The organism is Modestobacter sp. VKM Ac-2982, from assembly GCF_026967935.1.
GTDB lineage: Bacteria > Actinomycetota > Actinomycetes > Mycobacteriales > Geodermatophilaceae > Modestobacter.
Window position 1 is genome coordinate 129940 of the sequence record NZ_JAPVBL010000006.1, and the last position, 22294, is coordinate 152233.

General features: G+C 74.2%; 15 protein-coding genes, 1 pseudogene and 1 riboswitch. Of the genes and pseudogenes, 7 read left to right on the plus strand and 9 right to left on the minus strand.

From position 1 onward, the window contains the following. The first annotated feature begins 1 nt into the window (after position 1). The 3 genes from O2W20_RS20345 to O2W20_RS20355 are packed head-to-tail and all read left to right on the plus strand — an operon-like array spanning position 2 to position 2861. Positions 2-1195, plus strand: coding sequence for an amidohydrolase family protein (locus O2W20_RS20345; protein WP_269173441.1), 1194 nt, complete (start codon positions 2-4; stop codon positions 1193-1195). After that, the gene (locus O2W20_RS20350; RefSeq protein ID WP_269173442.1) at positions 1192-1638 is read left to right on the plus strand and encodes a RidA family protein; all 447 of its coding nucleotides are present in this window, start codon (positions 1192-1194) and stop codon (positions 1636-1638) included. The genes O2W20_RS20345 and O2W20_RS20350 overlap by 4 nt, the downstream gene beginning before the upstream one ends. Continuing rightward, positions 1635-2861: a M20 family metallo-hydrolase gene (locus O2W20_RS20355; protein WP_269173443.1), complete on the plus strand. Its 1227-nt coding sequence runs from the start codon at positions 1635-1637 to the stop codon at positions 2859-2861. Before O2W20_RS20350 ends, O2W20_RS20355 begins: the two co-directional genes overlap by 4 nt. 81 nt (positions 2862-2942) lie before the next feature. On the opposite strand, the gene O2W20_RS20360 is transcribed toward O2W20_RS20355, so the two are convergent. The 8 genes from O2W20_RS20360 to O2W20_RS20395 all read right to left on the minus strand — a co-directional run bounded on the left by O2W20_RS20360 (position 2943) and on the right by O2W20_RS20395 (position 12036). After that, entirely contained in the window at positions 2943-4175 is a 1233-nt protein-coding gene (locus O2W20_RS20360) for a metal-dependent hydrolase family protein (protein ID WP_269173444.1), read from the minus strand. Between the two features lie 40 nt (positions 4176-4215). Next, positions 4216-5181 carry a threonine/serine dehydratase gene (locus O2W20_RS20365; protein WP_269173445.1) on the minus strand — a complete coding sequence of 322 codons (966 nt, stop codon included), beginning with the start codon at positions 5179-5181 and terminating at the stop codon, positions 4216-4218. 8 nt (positions 5182-5189) lie between these two features. Then, positions 5190-6035 carry an ABC transporter permease gene (locus O2W20_RS20370; RefSeq protein ID WP_269173446.1) on the minus strand — a complete coding sequence of 282 codons (846 nt, stop codon included), beginning with the start codon at positions 6033-6035 and terminating at the stop codon, positions 5190-5192. Positions 6036-6065: 30 nt separating this feature from the next. Further along, positions 6066-6992: an ABC transporter permease gene (locus O2W20_RS20375; protein ID WP_269173447.1), complete on the minus strand. Its 927-nt coding sequence runs from the start codon at positions 6990-6992 to the stop codon at positions 6066-6068. Positions 6993-7086: 94 nt separating this feature from the next. After that, positions 7087-8634, minus strand: coding sequence for an ABC transporter substrate-binding protein (locus tag O2W20_RS20380; protein WP_269173448.1), 1548 nt, complete (start codon positions 8632-8634; stop codon positions 7087-7089). A gap of 151 nt (positions 8635-8785) precedes the next feature. Next, positions 8786-9838, minus strand: coding sequence for an ABC transporter ATP-binding protein (locus O2W20_RS20385; protein ID WP_269173449.1), 1053 nt, complete (start codon positions 9836-9838; stop codon positions 8786-8788). Next, positions 9835-10878, minus strand: coding sequence for an ABC transporter ATP-binding protein (locus O2W20_RS20390; RefSeq protein ID WP_269173450.1), 1044 nt, complete (start codon positions 10876-10878; stop codon positions 9835-9837). Before O2W20_RS20390 ends, O2W20_RS20385 begins: the two co-directional genes overlap by 4 nt. Positions 10879-11013: 135 nt before the next feature. After that, positions 11014-12036, minus strand: a complete 1023-nt coding sequence (locus O2W20_RS20395; protein ID WP_269173451.1) for an Lrp/AsnC family transcriptional regulator — start codon at positions 12034-12036, stop codon at positions 11014-11016. 91 nt (positions 12037-12127) lie between these two features. On the opposite strand from O2W20_RS20395, the gene O2W20_RS20400 reads away from it, so the two are divergent. Beyond that, positions 12128-13339, plus strand: coding sequence for a M20 metallopeptidase family protein (locus O2W20_RS20400; RefSeq protein WP_269173452.1), 1212 nt, complete (start codon positions 12128-12130; stop codon positions 13337-13339). A gap of 90 nt (positions 13340-13429) precedes the next feature. Next, positions 13430-19090, plus strand: coding sequence for a DUF4011 domain-containing protein (locus O2W20_RS20405; RefSeq protein ID WP_269173453.1), 5661 nt, complete (start codon positions 13430-13432; stop codon positions 19088-19090). Between the two features lie 143 nt (positions 19091-19233). Here O2W20_RS20405 and O2W20_RS22835 read toward each other — a convergent pair. Then, positions 19234-20434, minus strand: a pseudogene (locus O2W20_RS22835) (DUF222 domain-containing protein). 540 nt (positions 20435-20974) lie between these two features. Beyond that, a riboswitch (cyclic di-AMP (ydaO/yuaA leader) is annotated at positions 20975-21107 on the plus strand. 16 nt (positions 21108-21123) lie between these two features. Here O2W20_RS22835 and O2W20_RS20415 point away from each other — a divergent pair. Further along, on the plus strand, positions 21124-21660 hold the full coding sequence (locus O2W20_RS20415; RefSeq protein ID WP_331254065.1) for a C40 family peptidase: 537 nt from the start codon (positions 21124-21126) through the stop codon (positions 21658-21660). A gap of 219 nt (positions 21661-21879) precedes the next feature. Next, positions 21880-22164, plus strand: coding sequence for a HesB/IscA family protein (locus O2W20_RS20420; RefSeq protein WP_269173454.1), 285 nt, complete (start codon positions 21880-21882; stop codon positions 22162-22164). Positions 22165-22294: the final 130 nt, after the last annotated feature.

The window sequence follows — 22294 nt, forward strand, 5'->3', positions numbered from 1 at the left end:
CGTGCCGGTGCTGCTGCGCGGCCTCGTCCTGCCCGTCCTCGCCGACCCGGTCCCACGCGGCGCGGTGGTCGTCGAGGACGGCGTCATCACCTACGTCGGCCCGGCGTCCCGGGCCCCGCACCTGACCGGGGAGGTGACCGAGGTCGACGCCGGCGACGGCGCGGTGGTCCCGGGGATGATCGACGCCCACGTGCACCTGGTCGCCGACGGTGCCGCCGACTTCGCCGGTTCGGTGGTGCGGTCGAGCACCGAGCAGCTGGCGGCGCGGGCCGCGGCCAACGCCCGGCGCACCCTGGCCGCCGGCACCGTCGCGGTGCGTGACCTGGGTGCCCCCGACGGGATCGCGATCTCCCTCGGTCATCAGGTCGCCGCCGGCCGGGTCCCCGGCCCGGAGATCACCGCGGCCGGCCGGGCGCTCACCGCCCCCGGCGGCCACATCCCCTACCTCGGCGTCGAGGTCCAGGGGCCCGCGGAGCTGGCCGCCGCCGCCCGGGCGGAGCTCACCGCCGGCGCCGGCGGCATCAAGCTGGTCGCCACCGGTGGCGTGCTCACCCCGGGGTCCGCCCTCGGCAACGCCCCCTTCGCCGAGGACGAGCTGGCCGCGGCGGCCGCCGTCGCCCGGGCGCAGGGCCGGTGGGTCGCCGCGCACGCCATCGGCCACGAGGGCACCAAGCTGGCACTGCGCGCCGGGGCGACCAGTGTCGAGCACGGCTACCTCCTCGACGACGAGACGGTCACGCTGATGGCCACGACGGGCGCGGTGCTGGTGACCACCCAGGTCGCGGTGGCCCGGATGCTGCGCAACCGCGACCTGGTCGACCCGGCCGTGGTGGCCCGGGCCGAGGAGATCCGGGACGTGGCCGTCGCCTCGCTGCGGCGCGCGGCCCGGGCCGGCATCCCGATCGCCGGGGCCAGCGACGCCGGCACCCCGTTCAACCCGCACGGCGGGGTCGCCGAGGAGGCGGCGCTGCTGGTCGCCGACATCGGGCTGACGACGGCGCAGGCGCTGCGGGCGGTCACCGCCACCGCGGCGTCCTGCCTGCTGCGGCCGGACCTCGGGCACCTGTCGGTCGGCGCCCCCGGGCACGTCGTGGTCACCGGCGCCGACCCGCTGGACGACGTGACCGCCCTGACCGACGTCCGCACCGTCGTCCTCGGCGGCCGGCTGGTCGACATCCCGGAGAGGACGACATGACCGACACCCCCACGATCTCCCTGCCCACCCCACCCCCGCCGGGGGCGAACTACGTCCCGGCCCGCCGGCACGGCGACCTGCTCTTCATCGCCGGCCAGCTGCCCTTCGTCGACGGGCGGCTGCCGCGCACCGGCAAGGTCGGCGACACCGTCGACGTGCCCGCGGCCGCGGAGCTGGCCCGGCTGGCGGCGCTCAACGGGCTGGCCGTGGCCGCCGCGCACCTCGGCTCGCTGGCCGGCGTCTCGGTCGTGCAGGTCACCGTCTTCGTCGCCAGCACGCCCGACTTCACCGAGCAGCACCTGGTGGCCAACGGCGCCAGCGACCTGCTGATCGAGGCGCTCGGCGAGCGGGGCCGGCACGCCCGCACCGCCGTCGCCGCCCCGGTGCTGCCGCTGGACACCCCGGTCGAGGTGCAGCTGGTGCTGGGGGTCGAGGCCCCGTGACCGCCGTGCACGTCGACGAGCAGCTGCTGAACACCTACGTCACCGAGCTGGGCGCCCTCGGCGAGACCCCCGACGGCATGTACCGGTTCGTGTACGCCGAGGCCTGGCAGCGGGCACGCGACGCCCTGCTGCGATGGATCGACGAGGCCGGCCTGGAGGGCCGGGTCGACGCGGTGGGCAACGTCTTCGGGCGGTTGCCGGGCTCCGGCGACGGCGTCGTCCTCACCGGGTCCCACGTGGACACGGTGCCCTCCGGCGGCAAGTACGACGGCGCGCTCGGTGTCGTCGGCGGGCTGGCGGCGCTGGCCGCGCTGCGCGCCCAGCACGGCACCCCGACCACGACCCTCGAGGTGGTCGCGCTGTGCGAGGAGGAGAGCAGCCGCTTCCCGGCCAACTTCTTCGGCACCCGCGGGATGCTCGGCCTGATCGCCCCGGCCGAGCCCGACCGCCTCCGCGACCGGGACGGCGTGCTGCTCGCCGACGCCATGCGGCAGGCCGGCCTGGACCCGGCGGCGATCGCGAGCGCGGAGCGACACGACCTCCGCGCCTTCCTGGAGCTGCACATCGAGCAGGGCCGGGTGCTGGCCGACGAGGGCGTCGACGTGGGGCTGGTGGAGGTCATCCCGGGCATCGCCTGGGAGACGGTCACCGTGCACGGCCGGCAGGACCACGCCGGCGCCACGCCGATGGACCTGCGCCGCGACGCCCTCCAAGCGGCGGCGCAGATGGCGCGGGAGATCACCACCGCGGTCGAGCAGGAGGGCCGGCCCGCCGTGGTCACCACCGGGCGCTGGACCGTCGAGCCCGGGCAGCCGAGCATCGTGCCGGGGCTGGCCCGGTTCTCCGTCGACCTCCGGCACCCCGACCTCGGGGTCCGGGACCGGCTGTTGGACACCGTGCACCGGATCTGCACGGCCGTGGCCGAGCGGCACGGGGTCGAGGTGGACGTCGTCCGGGACAAGGACGAGGAGCCGGCGACGATGGACGCCGACCTGCTGGAGGTGCTCCGCGGCTCGGCCGAGGAGTGCGGGGCCAGCTGGCGGCGGATGCCCAGCGGCGCCGGTCACGACAGCCAGCTGATGGCCTCCCGGGTGCCCACCGCGATGGTCTTCGTGCCCAGCGTCGAGGGCCGCTCGCACACTCCCGCGGAATACACGTCACCCGCCGACTGCGCCCGCGGCGCCTCCGTCCTCGCCACCGCCCTGCACCGACTCGCCTGGTGACGCCCCCACTCCCCACCAAAATGGCCATTCTGGTGGGGAGTGGGGAGGGGCCAAAGTCGCGACTTTGGCCCCTCCCCGGGTTCAGGCCGTGGGGACGGCGGGGCCGGTGTCCGGGAGCTCGTCGCGGTGGACGACGCCGTCCTTGACCACCAGGACCACCCGGCCGGTCGCGGTGATGTCGGTGACCGGGTCACCGTCGACCACGATCAGGTCGGCCAGCTTGCCGACCTCCAGGGTGCCGAGCTCGTGCGCCAGCCCCAGGTTCTCGGCGGCCCCGCGGGTGGCGGCGATGATCGTCTGCATCGGGGTCAGGCCGTGCTGCACCATCAGCGCGAGCTCGCGGGCGAGGTCGCCGTGCGGGTTGAACGGCGTGCCGGCGTCGGTGCCGGCGGCGATCTTCATCCCCGAGGCGACCGCGGCGGCGAAGCTCTCCCGCTGCTTGGCCGCCTCCCGCTCGGCCTTGTCGACCACCCACTCCGGGATGCCGGCGGCCATGCCGTTCCGGATGATCCCGTCGACGGCGAGGATCGTCGGCACCAGGAACGTGCCCTGCGCGACGGCGATGTCCAACAGCTCGTCGTCGAGGTAGAAGCCGTGCTCGATGGAGTCGATGCCGGAGATCAGCGCGTTGTGGATGCCGGACCGGCCGATGGCGTGGGTGGTGACCCGGCGGCCGGAGTTGTGCGCCTCCTGGGCGACGACCGCCAGCTCCTCCGGCAGCAGCGCGGTCTGGGTCGGGGAGACGCCCGGGGTGAGCACCCCGCCGGTGGCCATCACCTTGATCACCGCTGCGCCGGCCTTGATCTCGGCGCGGGTGGCCTTGCGGACCTCGTCGGGGCCGTCGGCCTCCCGGCCGATGAAGTGTCCGTGCCCGCCGGTCATGGTGATCACCCGGCCGGCCGCCTGCACCCGCGGCCCCGGCACCAGGCCGCGGTCGATCGCCTTGGCCAGCTCGACCACCACGTCGTCGGCGGCGCCGCAGTCGCGCACGGTGGTCACGCCGGACATCAGCGTCTCCACCGCCCCGGCGGCCGCGCGCAGGGTGGCCAGCGGCACCGTGTCGCCGGCGGTCTGGGCCATCAGGTCCGGGGCGCCGTCGGCGGTCAGGTGCACGTGGCAGTTGATCAGCCCGGGCAGCACCGTGCGGCCGCCGCCGTCGATGACGTGCTCCGGGGCGGTGCTCGGCGCGTCGGCGACCGGGCCGATCCAGACGATCCGGCGGCCCTCGACCACCAGCGCCTGCCCGGGGACGGGGGCGGAGCCGGTGCCGTCGACGACGGTGACGTTGCGGAGCAGGAAGCTGGCGGGGGTCATGCGATGCCTTCCGGTCAGGTGGTCGTGCGCCGAACAGGGCTCAGCTGGTCAGGCGGCCGAACAGGCCGAGGTCGACGTTGCCGCCACTGGCGATGGCGACCACCCGGGTGCCGGCGGGCAGGTCCAGCACCCCGGTCATCAGCGCCGCCAGCGGGGCGGCGGCCGAGGGCTCCAGCAGCAGCTTGGTGCGGGACACCGCCAGCGGCAGCGCCCGCAGGATGTCCTCGTCGCTGACCGTCACCACCCGCTCGACGAAGGCCTGCACGTGGTCGACGGTGACCTGCCCGCTCATCGGCGCGGCCAGGCCGTCGGCGATGCTCCGGGCGGCGGGGTGCCGCACCGGCCCGCCGGCGGCCAGGCTGCGGGTCATCACGTCGGCGGTCTCCGGCTCCACCCCGATCACCCGGACGCCCGGCGCCAGCCGGGCCAGCGCCGCGGCGACCCCGGAGATCAGCCCGCCCCCGCCGACCGGCACCAGCACCACCTCGGCGTCCGGCACGTCCTCGGCGATCTCCAGCCCGACGGTGCCGGTTCCGGCGACGACCGCGGGGTCGTCGAACGGGTGCACCGGCACCCGGCCGGTCTCGGCGACGGTGGCGGTGTAGACGTCCAGCAGGTCGCCGTCGGTGAGGACGACGTCGGCCCCGTAGGCCCGGCAGGCGGCGATCTTCGCCGGCACCGCGGTCGTCGGCATGACCACCGTGCCCGGCACCCCGACGCTGGCGGCCGCGTAGGCGACGGCGGCCCCGGCGTTGCCGGCGGACAGCGTGATCACCCCGCGGGCGCGCTGGTCGGGCGGCAGGGACAGCACCTTGTTCAGCGCCCCGCGGGCCTTGAAGCTGCCGGTCCGCTGGAAGAGCTCGGCCTTGAGGTCCAGCCGCACCCCCCACAGCTCGCCGAGGCTGGTGGAGCGGAGCACCGGGGTGCGGTGCACCCGGTCGGTGAGCCGCGCCGCCGCCGCCCGGATGTCGTCCAGGGTGACCAAGGCCGGGTCGGTCGTCTGCATGCCCGCGATCATCCGGCCGGCCCGTCGACGGTGCGCATCCGCGGGTCCAGGGCGTCGCGCAGGCCGTCGCCGAGCAGGTTGAAGGCGAGGATGGCCAGGAAGATCGCGATCCCGGGGAACGTGGTGAGGTGCGGGGCGCTGAAGATGAACTGCCGCCCCTCCCCCAGCATCGTGCCCCACTCGGCGGTGGGTGACTGCACGCCCAGCCCGAGGAAGCCGAGGCCGGCGGCGAGCAGGATGCTCACCCCGATGCTGAGCGTGCCGTGCACCAGCACCGGGGTCAGCGAGTTGCGGAACACGTGCCGGGTGATGATCCGCAGGTTGCTGGCGCCCAGCGCCCGCGCCGCCTCGACGTAGGGCTCCTCGCGCAGGCTCAGCACCGAGGAGCGCACCAGTCGGATGATCACCGGGATCACGCTGATCCCGACCGCGATGATCACGTTCTGCAGGCTGACGCCCAGGACGGCGACCAGCGTGAGCGCCAGCAGGATGGAGGTGAAGGCGAACATCATGTCGGCGAACCGGGAGATCGCCAGGTCGGCCCAGCCACCGTAGTAACCGGCGATCATGCCCAGCGGCACCCCGATGACCAGGCCGATCGAGACGGCCAGGACGCCGATGAGCAGCGAGATCCGGGCGCCGTACATCAGCCGGGTGGCGATGTCCCGGCCGAGCTGGTCGGTGCCCAGCCAGTGCTCGGCCGACGGCCCCTGGATGGCGACCGACAGGTTCTGCGCGTTCGGGTCGTACGGCGAGATCAGCGGGGCGAAGATCGCCAGCACGACGAACGTGACGATGATCCCCAGCCCGATCATCGCCGGGGTGTGGTGCCGGAACCGGCTCCATGCCCTCATGACTCTGCCCTCATCGGACCCTCTCCATCATCAGTACCGGATCCGCGGGTCGACGACGACGTAGAGCACGTCGACGATCACGTTGAGCAGGATGAACGCCGCCGCGTAGACCAGGACGATCCCCTGGACGACGGCGAAGTCGCGGGCACCGATCGAGTCGACCAGCAGCCGCCCGATGCCCGGCCAGCCGAAGACCGTCTCGGTCAGCACGGCACCCCCGAGCAGGGCACCGAACTGCAGGCTGATCACCGTCAGGATCGGGATGAACGCGTTGCGCAGCCCGTGCCGCATGATCACCGTGAGCGGCGGCGCGCCCTTGGCCTCGGCGGTGCGGACGTAGTCCTGACCGAGCACCTCGAGCATGCTGGCCCGGGTCATCCGGGAGATCAGCGCCGTGGAGAAGGCGGCCAGCGTCACCGCCGGCAGCACGATGCTCAACGGCTCCCCGCTGCCCGCGGCCGGCAGCCAGCCCAGGGTGACGGCGAACAGCAGGATCAGCAGCAGGCCCAGCCAGTAGACCGGCATGGACACGCCCATCATCGCCACGCTGGAGATCACGTGGTCGACCATCGAGTTGCGGCGGACGGCGGCGACCACGCCGGCGGTGACCCCGGCGATGGTCCCGATGATCGTCGCCACGATCGCCAGGATCAGCGTCGCCGGGAGCCGGACGGCGATCTCGCTCGCCACCGGCGCCGAGGTGCGCGCCGAGGTGCCCAGGTCACCGGTGAGCACACCGGTGATGAACGACCAGTACTGCGTCAGCAGGGACTGGTCGAGCCCGAGCTCGGCCCGGAGCCGGGCGACCTGGTCCTCGCTGGCGTTCAGCCCGGCGAGCACCCGTGCAGGGTCACCGGGCAGCACGCGCAGCATCAGGAAGATCAGGATCGACACCCCGAAGAGGGTGATCAGCGACAGCAACAGGGTGCGCACGATGTGTGCGGCGGTGCCCGTCATCTCCGTCCTCTCCCATACCCGGTCCGGCGGCCCGCGTGCGCCGCCGGGCGGTGGCCGCCCCTGCCCGCAGGCAGGGGCGGCCGCTCGATGGTGGTCAGTTCGCCGGCCGGGCGTACATGGCGTCGAACTTCTCGACCGGGGTGGCGCTCACACCGGTGATGTCCGCGTCGTAGACGATCGGGAACGACTGGGTCCAGAGGAAGATCCACGGGGCGTCGTCCCAGATGATCTGCGAGGCGTCGCAGTACAGCTGCTCACGGGTGTCCGGGTCGGTCTCCACGTCCGCCTGGGCGAGCAGCTCCTCGACCTCGGGGTTGGTGTAGAACGACGTCCCCAGACCGGCCGGCGGGTGGGTCGCCTGGCGGAACATCTGCATCTGGAAGTCGGCGTCCAGGTAGGCCGGGGCCCAGCCGAGCAGGTGCGCCTCCGGCGTGTTCTCCGTGACCGGTGCGTTCACCCGGGCGAGGAACGACGGGAAGTCACTGGTGGAGACGGTGACGTCCAGCCCGGCCTCGCGCAGGTAGCCGGCGATCGCCTCGGCCGCCTGGGCGTCCTGCACGTACCGGCCGCTGGGGGTCAGCAGCTCGATGCTCGCCCCGACCGCCCCGGCCTCCTCCAGCAGCTGCCGGGCCCGCTCCGGGTCGTACTCGTAGGAGCCGGTCTCGCAGTAGCCGAACAGGCTGGGAGCCATCGGCGCATCGAGCACCTCGGCCGCGCCGAACAGGACGTTGTCGATGATCGCCTGCTTGTCGACCGCGTAGTTCAGCGCCTGACGCACCCGCGGGTCCTGCATCACCGGGTCGGTGTTGTCCAGCGCGATGAAGATCGTGCGGTCGCTCTCGGCGAGCAGCACCTCGACGTCGGGATTGGCCTCCAGCGACTCGATGTCGGAGACCGGCGGCAGGATGATCATGTCGACCTGGCCGGCGAGCAGCAGGCTCTCCCGGGTCGCCGCCTCGGGGACCACCCGGAAGACGACCGTCTCGTAGTACGGCTCCTCGCCCCAGTAGTCGTCGTACTTGGTGACGGTGACGCTCTCCCCGGCGGTGTACTCGTCGAAGACGTACGGACCGGTGCCGACCGGCCGGGTGTACTCCTGGTAGCTGTTGCCCTCCGCGTCGACCGAGGTCGGCGAGATGATCCCGGCCACCGTCGCCGACAGCGCGCTGACGAAGCCGGGTGAGGGCTGGCTGAGCTGGATCTCGACGGTGTTCTCGTCGACCGCGGTGGCCGACTCGAAGGCCGCGAACGCCGCGCCCTGCGGCACGGTCAGCTCCGGGTCGGTGATCCGCTCGAGGTTGTAGACGACGGCCTCGGCGTCGAACGGCGTCCCGTCGTGGAACGTCACGCCCTCACGCAGCTCGAAGGTGATCGTCTGGCCGTCCTCGGAGACCTCGTAGGACTCGGCGAGCAGCCCTTCGATCTCGTTCTCGTCGTTGATCTCCACGAGCGTCTCGACCACGTAGTCGACCATGTTCGACACGGTCGTCGTGGTCTGCCCGGCCGGGTCGAACGTGTCCGGGTCGATGCCCACGGCGATGGAGAAGGTGGCGTCACCGCCCTCCCCGTCGGCTGCGGGCGCTTCCGGGTCGCTGACGCTGCAGGCGCTGATCAGCAGGCCCAGGGCCGCGACGGCGGCCATGGACCTGATCCGGGAGGGGCTGCGTCGTGCTCGGGTCGTGTTCATCGGCTTCCGCTCTGACGAGGTGGCACACAACGGGACGGACGGTGGGACGGTGTCGTCGGCGACGACGGGGCTTGGGGCGACGGGGCTGGGAGCGAGGCCGGACCGGTCATGCGATCACCGGCTTGACCTCGGCGAAGTGGCAGGCGCTGGGGTGACCGGAGCCGGCGCGGTCGATCAGCGCCGGCTCCTCCTCGGCGCAGATCTGCTGGGCCTTGGGGCAGCGGGTCCGGAAGTTGCAGCCCGACGGCGGGTTCGCCGGGCTGGGCACGTCGCCGGTGAGGATCATCCGTTCCCGGCTGCCGCGCTTGGTCGGGTCCGGGATCGGCACCGCCGACAGCAGCGCCTGCGTGTAGGGGTGCGTCGGCCGGGCGTAGATGTCGGCCCGGTCGCCGATCTCCACGATCTTGCCCAGGTACATCACCGCGACCCGGGTGGAGATGTGCCGCACCACCGACAGGTCGTGGGCGATGAAGACGTAGGCCAGGCCGAGCCGGTCCTGCAGCTCCTGGAGCAGGTTGACCACCTGGGCCTGGATGGAGACGTCCAGGGCCGAGACCGGCTCGTCGAGCACCAGCACCTGCGGGTCCAGCGCCAGCGCCCGGGCGATGCCGATCCGCTGCCGCTGCCCGCCGGAGAACTCGTGCGGGTACCGGCTGGCCTGCTCGGCGCTGAGCCCGACGGACTCCAGCAGGTCGTCGACCTTGGCGCGCAGCTCGCTGCCGGAGGCCAGGCCGTGGATCTGCAGCGGCTCGGCGACGATGCCGCGCACCGTCATCCGCGGGTTCAGCGAGGTGTAGGGGTCCTGAAAGACGAACTGCATCTCCCGGCGGACCGCCTTCATCTGCGCCCGGCCGAAGCCGGTGATGTCCACGCCCTTGAAGTGCACCGAGCCCGACGTCGACTCCAGCAGCTTGACCAGGGTGCGGCCGGTGGTGGTCTTCCCGCAGCCGGACTCCCCGACCAGGCCGAGGGTCTCCCCCGCGGTGAGCGTGAAGCTCACGCCGTCGACGGCGTAGACCGTGCCGACCTGCCGCCGGGTGACCCCGCCGCGGATCGGGAAGTGGGTCTTGAGGTCGGTGACCCGGAGGATCTCGGTGCCGTGCGCGGCGCGGGTGTGCAGGTCCTGGGGCGCGCCGGTCGGCGTGGCGACGGAGCTCATGCGCCGCTGCTCCCCAGCCGGGCGCCCATCTCGCGGTACACGACGGCCATCTCGGCGGGGACCTCCTCGGTGAAGTGGCAGGCGGCACGCGCGCCGTCGCCGGTGTCGTAGAGCGGGGGCACCTCGGTGCGGCAACGCTCACGGCCCTTGGAGACCCGGCAGCGCGGGTGGAAGGAGCACCCGGGCGGCAGGTCGATGAGGTTCGGCGGCGCGCCGGGGATCGGGTCCAGCCGGGCCAGGTCGACGTCCAGCCGGGGCAGGCTGCTCATCAGGCCGAGCGTGTACGGGTGCCGGGGTGCGGCGAAGATCGAGAAGACGTCGGCGACCTCGACCACCTTGCCGCCGTACATGACCACGACCCGGTCGGCGTGCTCGGCGATCAGGCCCAGGTCGTGGGTGATGAGGATGGTGGCGGCGTTGGTGCGCTCCTTCGCCGTCTTCAGCACGTCGAGCACCTGCGCCTGGATCGTCACGTCCAGGGCGGTGGTGGGCTCGTCGGCGATGAGCACCTTCGGGTCGTTGGCGATCGCCATGGCGATCATCGCGCGCTGGCGCATGCCGCCGGAGTGCTCGTGCGGGTACTGGTCCACGCGGCCCTCGGGGTTGGGCACGCCGACCATCGTCAGCAGCTCCACCGCCCGGGTGCGGGCGGCGTCCTTGCTCAGCTTCTTGTCGTGCAGCCGGAGCGCCTCGGAGATCTGGGCACCGACGGTCAGGACCGGGTTCAGGCTGGTCATCGGGTCCTGGAAGATCATCCCGATCTCGCTGCCGCGGAGCCGACGCAGCTCCTTCTCCGGCATGGTCAGCAGGTCGCGGCCCTCGAAGAGGATCTCGCCCGCGGTGATCCGCCCCGGCGGGCTCTGGATCAGGCCGAGGATCGACATCGCCGTGACGCTCTTGCCGGACCCGGACTCACCGACCACGCCGAGGGTCTCGCCGGGGAACAGGTCCCAGCTGACGTCGTTGACGGCCCGCACGACGCCGGCGGGGGTGACGAATTCCGTCGTCAGGCCCCGGATGGAGAGAACAGGACTGCTCACAAACAGCGCCTCCTCGACCGATCAGTGGATGAAAGCTAGGTCACTGTGACGTGATTTGGGTGACAGACGTGTCACGACGGTGAGTCCATGCGCTGCGTGTGATCGACCTCACACTCGGTGTGGTCGGAGGGGAGACTACTGCCCGCCGGGCACCGGATCGGACCAGACGTCCATCCGCACCGTGCCGGTCGCGCAGCCCTCGACGTCGAGCAGGTGGCCCATCCGCTTGACCGCCCGCAGCACCACCAGCCGGTCGACCACGACGACGTCGGGCACCACGTGGGCGAGCTCCTGCTCGAAGCGGTGCACCTCCTCCAGGGAGGCGAGCCAGGCGACGACGAGCAGGCTGGGCGTGCCCGCGAGCGTCGTGGACAGCCGCACCTGGCGCAGCCGGCCCAGCCGGGCGGCGGCGTCGTCCAGCCGCCCGGCTGGGGCGTCGGCCGACAGCACGACCATCACCGGCAGCCCGGCCAGCGGTGCGGCCACCTCGGTCCGCATCAGCACCGCGCCGGAGCTGATCAGCCGGTCGACCCGGCGGCGCGCGGTCGGCTGGCTGATCCCGGTCGCCGCGGCGAGCGCGGCGTAGGACGCCCGGCCGTCCTCCCCCAGCGCCGACATCAGCTCCCGGTCGACGTCGTCGAGCACGGTCGGGCGGGTCAGGTGCGGCGGCCCGCCGCTGCCGCCGGTCGACGGCAGCACGCCGAGGCGCCAGGTGCTGCCCTCGGCGTAGAGCCGGGTGGCGATCCGCGCCCGGGTGCCGGTGACCCCGGGCACCCGGTCCAGCCGCTCCAGCAGGTAGCGCCCGAGGGTGGGCAGGTCGACCGCGGCCACGGTCAGCATCAGGTCCCGGCCGCCGGCGGTGATGTCCACCGAGAGGGCGTGCGCGTCACCGGCGAGCTCGCTGGCGACCCGGGTCTTCTCACTCGGCAGGCAGGTCACGTCGACGTAGGCGAGCACCTGCGCGTGGTGCGACCCCGGGCCGGGGGTGCCGGTGACCCAGGCGGCGCCGGTGGCGCGCAGCCGCTCCCACCGCCGGGACGCGGTGACCGCGTTGGTGCCGACCATCGCCGCGACCTCGGTCCACGGGGCCCGCGGGTCGCGCTGCAACGCCTCGACGAGAGCCAGGTCGTCCTCGTCCAGCACAACCGATCGGGTCACTTCAGGCACCTCTCGTGACGGATGACTGCAAATCCTGTCGGAGAACGTGCGGAACTCCTAACGTCCCGCCCACCGATCCGAAGGAGGGCACGTGATCCGGTCAGGCGCGCTGCGCGAGGACGCCCGTGCGATGCAGGACGAGCTGGTGCAGCTGCGGCACGCGCTGCACCGGCGGCCCGAGGTGGGGCTGCAGCTGCCCTGGACGCAGGAGACGGTGCTCACCGCCCTGGACGGCCTGGGCCTGGAGGTCAGCACGGGCACCGGGCTGACCTCGGTGACGGCGGTGCTGCGCGGTGGCCGGCCCGGTCCCGCGGTGCTGCTGCGCGGTGACATGGACGCCCTCCCGGTGCAGGAGCAGACCGGGGTGGAGTTCACCAGCGAGGTCGACGGCACGATGCACGCCTGCGGGCACGACCTGCACACCGCGATGCTGGTCGGCGCCGCGCGGCTGCTGAGCGCGCACCGGGAGTCCCTCGCCGGGGACGTCGTCCTGATGTTCCAGCCGGGCGAGGAGGGCTGGGACGGCGCCGGCCACATGCTGCGCGAGGGCGTGCTGGACGCCGCCGGGTCGCGGGTCACCTCGGCGTACGGGATGCACGTGATGTCGGCGATGAGCCCTCGCGGGGAGTTCACCACCCGCCCGGGCACGCTGATGGCGGCCAGCGACGAGCTGCGGGTGACCGTGCGCGGGAGCGGCGGGCACGGCTCGGCCCCGCACCTGGCCCGCGACCCGATCTCGGTGGCCGCGCAGCTGATCGGCGACCTGCAGACGATGGTCACCCGGCAGTTCGACGTCTTCGACCCGGTAGTGCTCACCGTCGGCCTGTTCGCCGGCGGCACGAAGCGCAACATCATCCCCGACGAGGCGACCTTCCAGGCCACCGTGCGCACCTTCTCCGCCGAGGCCCGGGAGCGGATGCGGATGGCCTCGGTGCGGCTGTGCGAGTCGGTGGCGGCCGGCTACGGCCTGGAGGCCGAGGCGCTCTACCTGGAGGAGTACCCGGTGACGGTCAACGACCCGACGCACACGGCGTTCGCCGCCGGGGTCGCCCAGGAGGTCTTCGGCGACGAGCGGTACGCGCCGAAGGTGTTCCCGCAGTCAGGGTCCGAGGACTTCTCCCGGGTGCTGGCGGAGGTGCCCGGCTGCTACCTGTTCCTCGGCGCCGCGGTGGGTGAGGATCACGCCGCCGCCCCCAACAACCACAGCCCGCGGGCGCAGTTCAGCGACGAGGTGCTCGCCGACGGTGCGCTGCTGCACGCCGAGCTGGCGGTGCGGGCGCTGGAGCGCGACGCGGCGGCCTGACCACCGCCAGGGGGCGACCCTTCCGTCTCAGTTGTCACACCTCCGCCGGGGCTCCCCGATCCGGGGGCCCGACGGAGGTAGAACGACTCCATGGGCGTCTCCCCGTGCCCGCAGCACACCGCGGAAGCCGAACCGCTGGTCTCCGTGGAGCTCGACTGCGTGCCCGTGGTCGGCGAGGCGCTGGCCCGCGCCGGCGTGCCGGTCGTCGCCGTCCTCACCCTGACCGGCGCCGCCGAGCCGGTGCACGGCGTGCAGGTGACCGTCACGATCTCCACCCCCGCCGGTCCGCTGGGCGCGCCGGCCGAGGTGACCGTCGACGTCGACCCCGGCCGGACGACGGTGCTCACCGACGTCGACCTGCTGCTGGACCCGGCGGTGCTCGCCGCCGTCGCCGAGCCGGGCACCGCGACCGTCGAGGCCCGGGTCGAGCGGGACGGGCGGCTGCTCGGCTGCACCAGGACCGCGGTGCGCGTCCTGGCCGCGGGCCAGTGGCTGGCCGCGCCGGCGCCCCTGGCCCTGGAGCTGCTGGCCGCCCACGTGCAGCCGGGCTCCCCCGCGGTCGCCGGCCTGGTCGGCGCGGCCGCCGACCTGCTGCGCCAGCGCACCGGCGACCCCACGGTCGGCGGGCACCCCAAGGGCGCCGACCGCATCGACGAGACCGCCGCGGCGATCGTGGAGGCGATGCGCCGCCGGGCGATCCGCCCGCGCCCACCGGTCGCCGGCTGGGCCGACGTGCCGCAGCGGGTGCGCACCCCCGACCAGGTCCTCGACGACCGGGCCGGCACCAGCCTGGACACCGTGCTCACCCTGGCCGCCGCGCTGGAGCACGCCGGGATCCGACCGCTGCTGTGGGTCGCCGCCGACGGCGCGACCTGCCCCGGACACGCCTTCCTCGGCTACTGGCGCACCGAGCGCTGCGCCGAGAGCGCGGCCACCACCGAGGTCTCCGGGCTCGCCGAGCTGGTCGAGCTGGGCCAGATCGCGCTGGTCGAGACCACGATGCTGGGGATCACCGCCGAGCCGGCGACCTTCGGGGACCTGCACCGCACCGCGGCCGCCGCCTGGCTCGCCGGCGACCTGCACCGGGTGCTCGGGGTCACCGACGTGCACCGCGCCCGGCTGGACGGCGTCGCCCCGCTCCCGCTGCCCCAACTGCCCGACCACCGCCCGGCCTGGAGCGCCCCGCGCCCGAGCGCACGACCGGCCGGGACGACGGCCGCGCTGCTCGACCTGGACCGGGCCGACGGCGGCACCGTGCCGATCACCGTGCCGCCCGGCCGGCTGACCGTCCTGGCCGAACGGCTCGCCGCCGACGCCGCGCTGACGCTGGTGCCCACCGACCAGCTGGGCGCCGCCGCCCGGCGCCGCGGCATCCGCTCGGCCCGGGACCTGCCGCCGCACCAGCTCGGTGAGCTGCTGGTCGAGCACGGCGGGCTGTACACCGGGCTGGGCTCGGCCGACTACGCCCGCCGGCTGGCTGCGCTCGCCGACCAGGCGGCCGCGCTCCTCGAGGAGACCGGCGCCGGCGACCTGCACCTGGCGCTGGGCTCGGTGACGTGGGAGCTCGACGGGCGTTCGGTGCGCTCGCCGCTGGCGCTGGTCCCGGTGCTCCTCAGCCGGGTGGCGAGCACCGGCGCCTACCGGCTCACCGCCGACCCGGCCGGGACGATCGGCCCGAACGGGCAGCTGCTGGCCGAGCTGCGCCGCCGCACCGGGGTGTCCGTGCCGGCGCTCGAGACCGACGGGGACCTCGACCTGGCCGTCGCGCTCCCGGCGCTGCGGCAGGGGCTGGCCCAGCGCGGGCTGCCGCACCGGGTCGAGCCGACCGCCGACCTCGCACTGTTGCCCGCGGCGGCCGCCCGGATCCGGCAGGACGCCGACCACCTCGGCGCCGCGGCGCTGCGCAACCCGCTGGTGCCGGTGCTGCTGCGCCCCGGCCAGCCGTTCGTCGACCCCGCGCCGGCGCCCGGCACCGCCCTGGCCACCGACCTCACCGAGCTCGCCGCGACCCTGCCGCTGCCCGCCGACACCGACCAGCTGCGGGCGATCATCGACGCCACCGCCGGGCGGACCTTCGTGCTCGAGGGCGCACCGGGCACCGGGAAGTCGCAGACGGTCGCCAACCTGGTCGCCGCGGCGGCCGCCGGTGGTCAGCGGGTGCTGGTCCTCGCCGCGCAGCAGTCCGTGCTGGACGCGGTGTCCCGGCGGCTGGCGGGCGTGGGGCTCGGCGGGCTGGTCACGACGCTGCGCCGTCCCGCCGACGCCCCGGCCGAGGCCGGCAGCCCGCCGGACGTCCCTCCCCTCCCCGAGGAGCTGCGGACGGCGCGGCGCGAGCTGGCCGGCTACGCCGAACGGCTGCACGCGCCCAACTCCGCCGGACTGTCGCTGTACGCCGCGCGCGCCGGGGTGCTCTCCGCGGTGCCCGGCACCCCGGCGCTGCCGCTGGCGACCACGTACGTCGCCACCGCGTCGGCCCGCACCACCGCGAAGGTGCACGAGCTGCTGACGACGCTGCCCGAGGTCGCCGCCCGCACCCGGCCGCGGCCGCGGCACCCGTGGGGCTTCCTCGACTCGGCCGACGCCGACCCCGTCGCCGTGCACACCGCGGTGCTCGCCGTCGACACGGCGCTGCGCGCGCTGCCGCCCGCCGGGCCGCTGGCACGGGTGATCGCCGCGGCCCGGACCCCGGCGGACCTGGACGCGGTCGCCACCGTGCTGTCCGGCCCGGACGTGCCGCTCGCCGCGGTCGACGCCGTCCGCACCCAGCAGTGGGCGCAGGACGTCGACGCGCTGCTCGCCGAGGTCTCCGCCTTCGTCACCGCGGCCCACCCCGGGCTCGACGTCGCCCTGCCGGAGGCGCTGGACCTGCCGCTGGCCGGGATCGCCGAGGACGCCGAGCAGGCGGCCGTCTCGGGGCGGTTCGGCCGGGCCAAGCGGCTGGCCGCGGTGCTCACCGAACTGTCCCCGTCGCTGCGACCGGACGCCCACGTCGAGCCGACCGACGTCCCACTGCTGACCGCGGAGCTGCTCCAGGTGCAGGGGGCGGCCCGCGAGCTGACCCTGCGCTGCGCGTCGGTGGCCGGGCTGGCGGTGCCGTGGAACTGGAACCCGCTGACCGACCCGCTGCTGGTCGAGCGGCAGGTGGCCGCGTTGAACCGGATCGGCGCCGCGCTGGACGGCGACCCGGCCTTCACTCCCCCGCTGCGCCGCTTCCTGGACACTGCACCGGCGCCGGATCCGACCCGGTCGGTGGCCGTCCGGAAGCTGCGGGCGGCACTGACCGCCCTGCCCGCGGCCTGCCTGAGCTCGCTCGACCAGCTCCTCGCCTGGGCGGGGGACACCGGGATCGTGCGGCTGTGGGAGGCGACCCAGGACGAGCGGGCCGTCGAGGAGTTCGGCGTTCCCTCGCTCGGTCACTGGCTGGACCTGCTGCGACACCTGCACCTGCTGGAGGCCGCCGGGCTGGCCGAGGCGCGCGCCGCGCTGCTGGCCGGGGCGGTGCCGGCCGACGGCGCCGTCGCCGCCTTCGACCGTGGCGTGGCCGAGGCGTCGTTCGCCGAGCGGTCGGCGGCCGGCGGGCTCGGTGCGTCCGACGCGCGGGCGGCGGAGCAGGCGGTCCGACGGGCGCTCACGGCCGCGGCGGAGACCCGGGCCCAGGCGGCTGCGGCCCTCGCGGCGGGCGACCGGGCCACTGCCGTGCTGGCCACCCCGGACGCCGTGGCCCGCTTCCTGCCCGCGACCGCCGGCTCGTTCGACCTGGTGGTGGTCGAGGACGCCTCGTCGCTGCGGGTCGCCGACGCCCTCGGTGCGCTGGGCCGCGCGAGCGCGGCGGTCGTGGTCGGCGACCGCCAGCAGCTGCCGCCGCGCGCCGCGGTCGACGAGGCCGCCGACGAGGGGCTGCTGGCCGCCTGCCTGCGGGCCGGGGTGCCCCGGCGCGAGCTGACCTGGCACCACCGCAGCGCCGACGAGTCGCTGGTCGCCTTCACGAACGCCGTCGGCTACGGCTCCCGGCTCATGACGGTGCCCGGCCCACCGGCCGGACCGGCGATCTCGCTGGTGCGGGTGGACGGCGTCTTCCTGCGCGCCGGCGAGCAGCGTGGGACCAACCCGGCCGAGGCGGAGGCGGTGGTCGCGGAGCTGCGGCAGCGGTTCGCGGCGTCGCCGGAGGCGGTGCCGTCGGTGGCCGTGCTGACCCTGCACGGACCGCAGCGCCGGCTGATCGAGGGCCTGTTGCGGGTGGGCCGGGACCGGGCGGCCGAGGCGCTGGACCGGGGCGAGCTGCGGGTCCGGGAGGTGGAGGCGGCGCAGGGCGAGGAGGCCGACGTCGTCCTGCTGTCGCTCGGGTGCGCGGCCGACGAGCGCGGCTGCCTGCCGCTGGACCTGGGGCCGCTGAACCGGGCCGGCGGTGAGCGGCGGCTGACCGTGGCGGTGACCCGCGCGCGCCGGCAGGTGGTGGTCTTCGCGTCGTTCGCGCCGTCGCTGCTGCGGCCGACGACGACGGCGCAGCCGGGCGTGCGCCGGCTGCGGGGCTGGCTGGAGCAGGCCCTGCACGGCGTGGGCGCGGTCCCGCGGAGCGCCGTGCCGACGCGCGACCCGCACCGCGAGGAGGTCGCAGCGGCGCTGCGGGGCCGCGGGCTGGTGGTGCGCACCGACGTCGGGCTCTCCCGGTTCCGGGTCGACCTGACCGTGGCCCGGCCGGAGGCGCCGGAGCGGCCGGTGCTGGCCGTGCTGCTGGACGGTCCCGCGTGGGCGCAGCGGGCGACGGTGGACCGCGAGCTTGCGTACCAGGAGCTGCAAGGCTGGCCGGCGGTGGAGCGGGTGTGGCTGCCGGAGTGGCTGGCCGAGTGGGAGACGGTGCTCGACCGGCTGGTCACCGCGGTGGCGGAGGTGGCTCCGGTGGAGCCGCTGCTGCCGCCGCTGCCGGCCCCGGTGGCCGCGGTCGACGAGCCGGTGGAGGAGATCGACCCCTTCGACCCGGACGCTCCCGACGACCTGGACGAGGTGTCGACGGCGGAGCCGGTGCGCTGCGCGGCGCACCCGGTGGTGACGCCGGCGCTGCTCGCCGGCGAGGTGCCGTTCCGGCCGTGGACGCCGAAGCCGATGGGCGAGCCGCGGATGCTGCGGCAGCTGGAGAACCCGGAGGCGGCCCGGCTGGTGCGGCGGGTGCTGGCGGCGGGGATCCGGGCGGAGGGGCCGGTCCACCGGGAACGGCTGGCCCGGCTGACCGCGTCGGCGTTCGGGGTGCCTCGGGTGAACGCGGCCCGGATGGAGTCGATCCTGGCGCTGCTGCCCGAGCCCGGTGCGGAGTTCCTGTGGCCGGCCACGTCGGACCGGACCCCGCCGGACCTGGCGGCGTGGACGACGTTCCGGCGGCAGGCATCGAGCACCGACCGGGCGCTGGAGCACGTGCCGCCGGAGGAGATCGGCAACGCGATGGTGGCGCTGTGCCGGTCGGTGGCCGGGATGACGCGCGACGACCTGTTCCAGCAGACACTGGCGGTGTTCGGGCACCGCCGCCGGCACCCGGTCCTGATGCCGCTGCTGGAGGTGGCGCTCGCGCAGGCGGTGCGCGCCGGCCGGATCACCCGGCAGGGCGCCGGTCAGTGGCTGACCGCGGTGGCCGACGGCGATGCGGACCTGCAGGCCGTCCCCACCCCACCTGTCCCGGTCAGCGCCGCGGTGCCGGAAGGGCTCGCGGCGCCGGAAGGGATCGCGGCGCCGGAAGGCCTCGACCAGCCCGTCGCCGGGTGACCTGATCCGGCAGCCGGGCAACTCCGGTCGCCGGGCAACTCCGGTCGCCGGACAACTCGGGTAGCCGGGCGACGTGACGGCCGCACGCGCGCACCGGTAGCCGGCCACGGTGGGACCGTGGCCGGCTACCGGGACCGGGCCGATCAGTGCGCCAGTGCTCCGATGAGGATCTCGGTGCCGTCGGGCCGGTAGGTGCGCCATCGACCGCCGGGATCTCGCTCCACCCGGAACCCGTGGTGGACCTTCGTGTGGTGCCGTTCGCACAACAGGGCTGAGTTCTGCAGCGACGTCTCCCCGCCGTGCAGCCAGTGGATGAGGTGGTGGACGTCGCACCACCATGACGGGGCACCGCAGCCGGCGAACACGCAGGACTTGTCCCGCCGTTCCACCGCCTTGCGCAGGCCCGGGGTGACCACCCGGTGATCTCTCCCGAGATCCAGCGGCACGCCATCGGGGCCCATCACGATCCGGGAGATGCTGCCGTCACACGCCAGGTAACGGGCCCGGGCCGCAGAGATCGTCGCCCCGAACCCCATCTCCGCAGCAGCGGCACCGGTCGCCGGATCGACCAGGTCGTCCAGGTCGATGCCCACCACCACGTGCGGCTTCACCGTTCGCAGGATCGGCAGGTTCCCCGACGCCAGCTGGTTGTCACACAGCTGCACGAAGGCATCGCCGCTCTGCTGGGCCCGGGTGCGCTCATCGCCCTTGGGCCGGTCGGCCTTCACGATCGACTCGATCGCCGCCTGCACCTTCTCCCCACCCACCGCATCCAGCTCCAACCGGCCGGTCACACTCCCATCGGCGTGCTTGACCATCGTGAACCGACGACCCTCCGTCGGATCCGGCTCCGGACCGTCGGGGTCCAGGGCGGTCGAAGGCCTGCACCGCGGCGGCCAGCGACTCGTGCGGGGACTCCGTGGCCACCCGCGCCCACACCTGGTCGAAGGCACCCAGGTCGATGCCCTGCTCCTCGGCCCGGGCCACCTCACCCGCCCCGACCTTCTCCGCCACCACGTTCACCTGCGCCGCCGTGATCTCACCGCCGGCGAACCCGGCCGCCAGCGCCGGGAAGTGCTCCAACACCCGCCCCGACCGCACGATCCGCGACGCCTCCGTCTGCGACAACCGGGCGTGCCCGATCAACCACGACCGCATCGACTTCAACCCGTCGTGCTCCCAGGCCTGCGTCAGCTCTGCGTGCCGCACCGTGCGGGTCAACTCCGCCGCGACCCGATTGCCGAGCTGCACCAGCATTGCCGTCCGGTCCAACACCTGCCCGTCGGTGAGCCCGTGCAGGTCATCGGCCGCCAAGGCATCCAGAGCCGACTGGAACTCGCTCATGACACCTTCCGACCGGTTCGAACGTGTGTACGAATACTACCGCCGAAGAAGGACTCCCACAATGCGAATCCACAGGTCAGGCGCTTGTCCACAGATCACCCTGACCCCTTGACGCGAGCCGGTCCGACACACCAGCACGCCGCTCGAACTCCACCACGGTCGACGAGCCAGCAGCCCACGCCGGTCTCCCCGGTCGCGACCGGACTCCAACGGCGGGCGTCGCGACAACCCCCGACGTCGGCGTGATGCGCCGAGCACGGACGGTGCACACCCGCCGGTCCAGCCGAAATCGGCTTGCGACCGGGAACAGCCGATCCGAGCCGTCGTCGCACGCACCACCCTCCGGCGTTGCCCGACGTCACGTCGGCGAGTCGCCCGAGTCGCCCGGGCGTGTTGCGGCCCCACGGGGTGTCGGAACCGCGACAGGCGGCACTTTGTGACGAATCCATGACGGACCTACCGTCATCCGCGCCCGCCGGTCCCTGAGTCACCACACGGTGACACCGGCGAGCACCGCCGAACCGGGCACCCGCTGCGACGTCGCAGCGAACGCCCGGACCGGGGACCCACCGCAGTTCTGGGGTGAAGCGCGACGGCATGCGAGTGCCGGAGCGCCGGGCGAGTTCCCCGCCCGAACCCGTCAGCTAACTCGGTAGGCGGTCGAGGAGAACAAGGAGAACCCGTCGTCCATGACGACCACTCGCACGTCCCCTGCCCGTCGTCCCTCTCGCTCCGGTCGCCGGGCACTGATCGCGCTGTTCGCCAGCGCCGGCGTCGCCCTCACCCCGATGGCCGCCCAGGCCTCCGTCGGTGGCGGTGGCGCACCCGCCGCAGCCCCCGTCGCAGCTGCGGCCGCCCCGGTCGCGGCGCCGAACGCAGCTGCTCAGATCATCGTCGACACGGCGCTCGCCCAGCAGGGCAAGCCCTACGTCTGGGCCGGCGCCGGTCCGAACGTCTACGACTGCTCGGGGCTGACCCAGTACTCCTACGCGGCCGCCGGCATCACGCTGCCGCACTCCTCCCGCATGCAGTCGACGATGGGCGTCCCGGTGGCCCGCGCCGACCTGCAGCCCGGTGACCTGGTCTTCTTCTACGACCCGGTGGGTCACGTCGGCATCTACATCGGCAACGGGCTGATGGTGCACGCGCCGACCGCAGGGGACGTCGTCCGCACCATCAACGTCGACACCATGTGGGGCTACAACTCCGCGCGTCGTCTGGTCTGACGTCGCCGGGGGTGTTGCGACCCCGTGACGATCGGCGGTGCCCCTTGCCTCGTGTCTCCCCGACCGCGACGTTGGGACGTGCGAGGTAGCGAGTCCCGGCCCCGTACGGCCCGGTCGCCCGCAGGGGCGGCCGACGAACTGCCGGAGGGTGTGGCGCAGTGCCGCGCCACACCCTTCCGCAGCTGGTCAGGGCACCAGACACGAGAGGAAACCTCACCGATGCTCACGTTGACCCCCCAGGCAGCAACCGCGATCCGCGGGATCCTCGACCAGTCCGAGACCCCCGAGCAGGGCGGCCTGCGGATCGCCAACGACCCGACCGCCCAGTCGCTCGCGCTGAGCCTGGCCGCCGTGCCGGCCGAGGACGACCAGGTGCTGGACCAGTCCGGCGCCCGGGTGTTCCTGGACGAGAAGGCTGCGACGGTCCTCGACGACAAGGTCCTGGACGCGCAGCCCGACCCGACCGGCAAGGTCCAGTTCGGGATCGCTGAGTCCAGCGCCTGAGCTCCCCCGGCACGACCACGTCCGCCCCGTTCCGGTCCGCCGGAGCGGGGCGGACGTCGTCTGCGGCCCCGACGTACGCGAACGCCCCGCTCTCCCGAGGGAGGACGGGGCGTTCGTCGGTCCGGAGAGG

Excerpts from the sequence above, each read along its gene's own strand:
- O2W20_RS20415 (WP_331254065.1), top strand. The coding sequence starts at position 21,124 with ATGACGACCACTCGCACGTCCCCTGCCCGTCGTCCCTCTCGCTCCGGT.
- O2W20_RS20385 (WP_269173449.1), bottom strand. The coding sequence starts at position 9,838 with ATGAGCTCCGTCGCCACGCCGACCGGCGCGCCCCAGGACCTGCACACC.
- O2W20_RS20380 (WP_269173448.1), bottom strand. The coding sequence starts at position 8,634 with ATGGCCGCCGTCGCGGCCCTGGGCCTGCTGATCAGCGCCTGCAGCGTC.
- O2W20_RS20405 (WP_269173453.1), top strand. The coding sequence starts at position 13,430 with ATGGGCGTCTCCCCGTGCCCGCAGCACACCGCGGAAGCCGAACCGCTG.
- O2W20_RS20375 (WP_269173447.1), bottom strand. The coding sequence starts at position 6,992 with ATGACGGGCACCGCCGCACACATCGTGCGCACCCTGTTGCTGTCGCTG.
- O2W20_RS20360 (WP_269173444.1), bottom strand. The coding sequence starts at position 4,175 with ATGACCCCCGCCAGCTTCCTGCTCCGCAACGTCACCGTCGTCGACGGC.
- O2W20_RS20370 (WP_269173446.1), bottom strand. The coding sequence starts at position 6,035 with ATGAGGGCATGGAGCCGGTTCCGGCACCACACCCCGGCGATGATCGGG.
- O2W20_RS20350 (WP_269173442.1), top strand. The coding sequence starts at position 1,192 with ATGACCGACACCCCCACGATCTCCCTGCCCACCCCACCCCCGCCGGGG.
- O2W20_RS20420 (WP_269173454.1), top strand. The coding sequence starts at position 21,880 with ATGCTCACGTTGACCCCCCAGGCAGCAACCGCGATCCGCGGGATCCTC.
- O2W20_RS20365 (WP_269173445.1), bottom strand. The coding sequence starts at position 5,181 with ATGCAGACGACCGACCCGGCCTTGGTCACCCTGGACGACATCCGGGCG.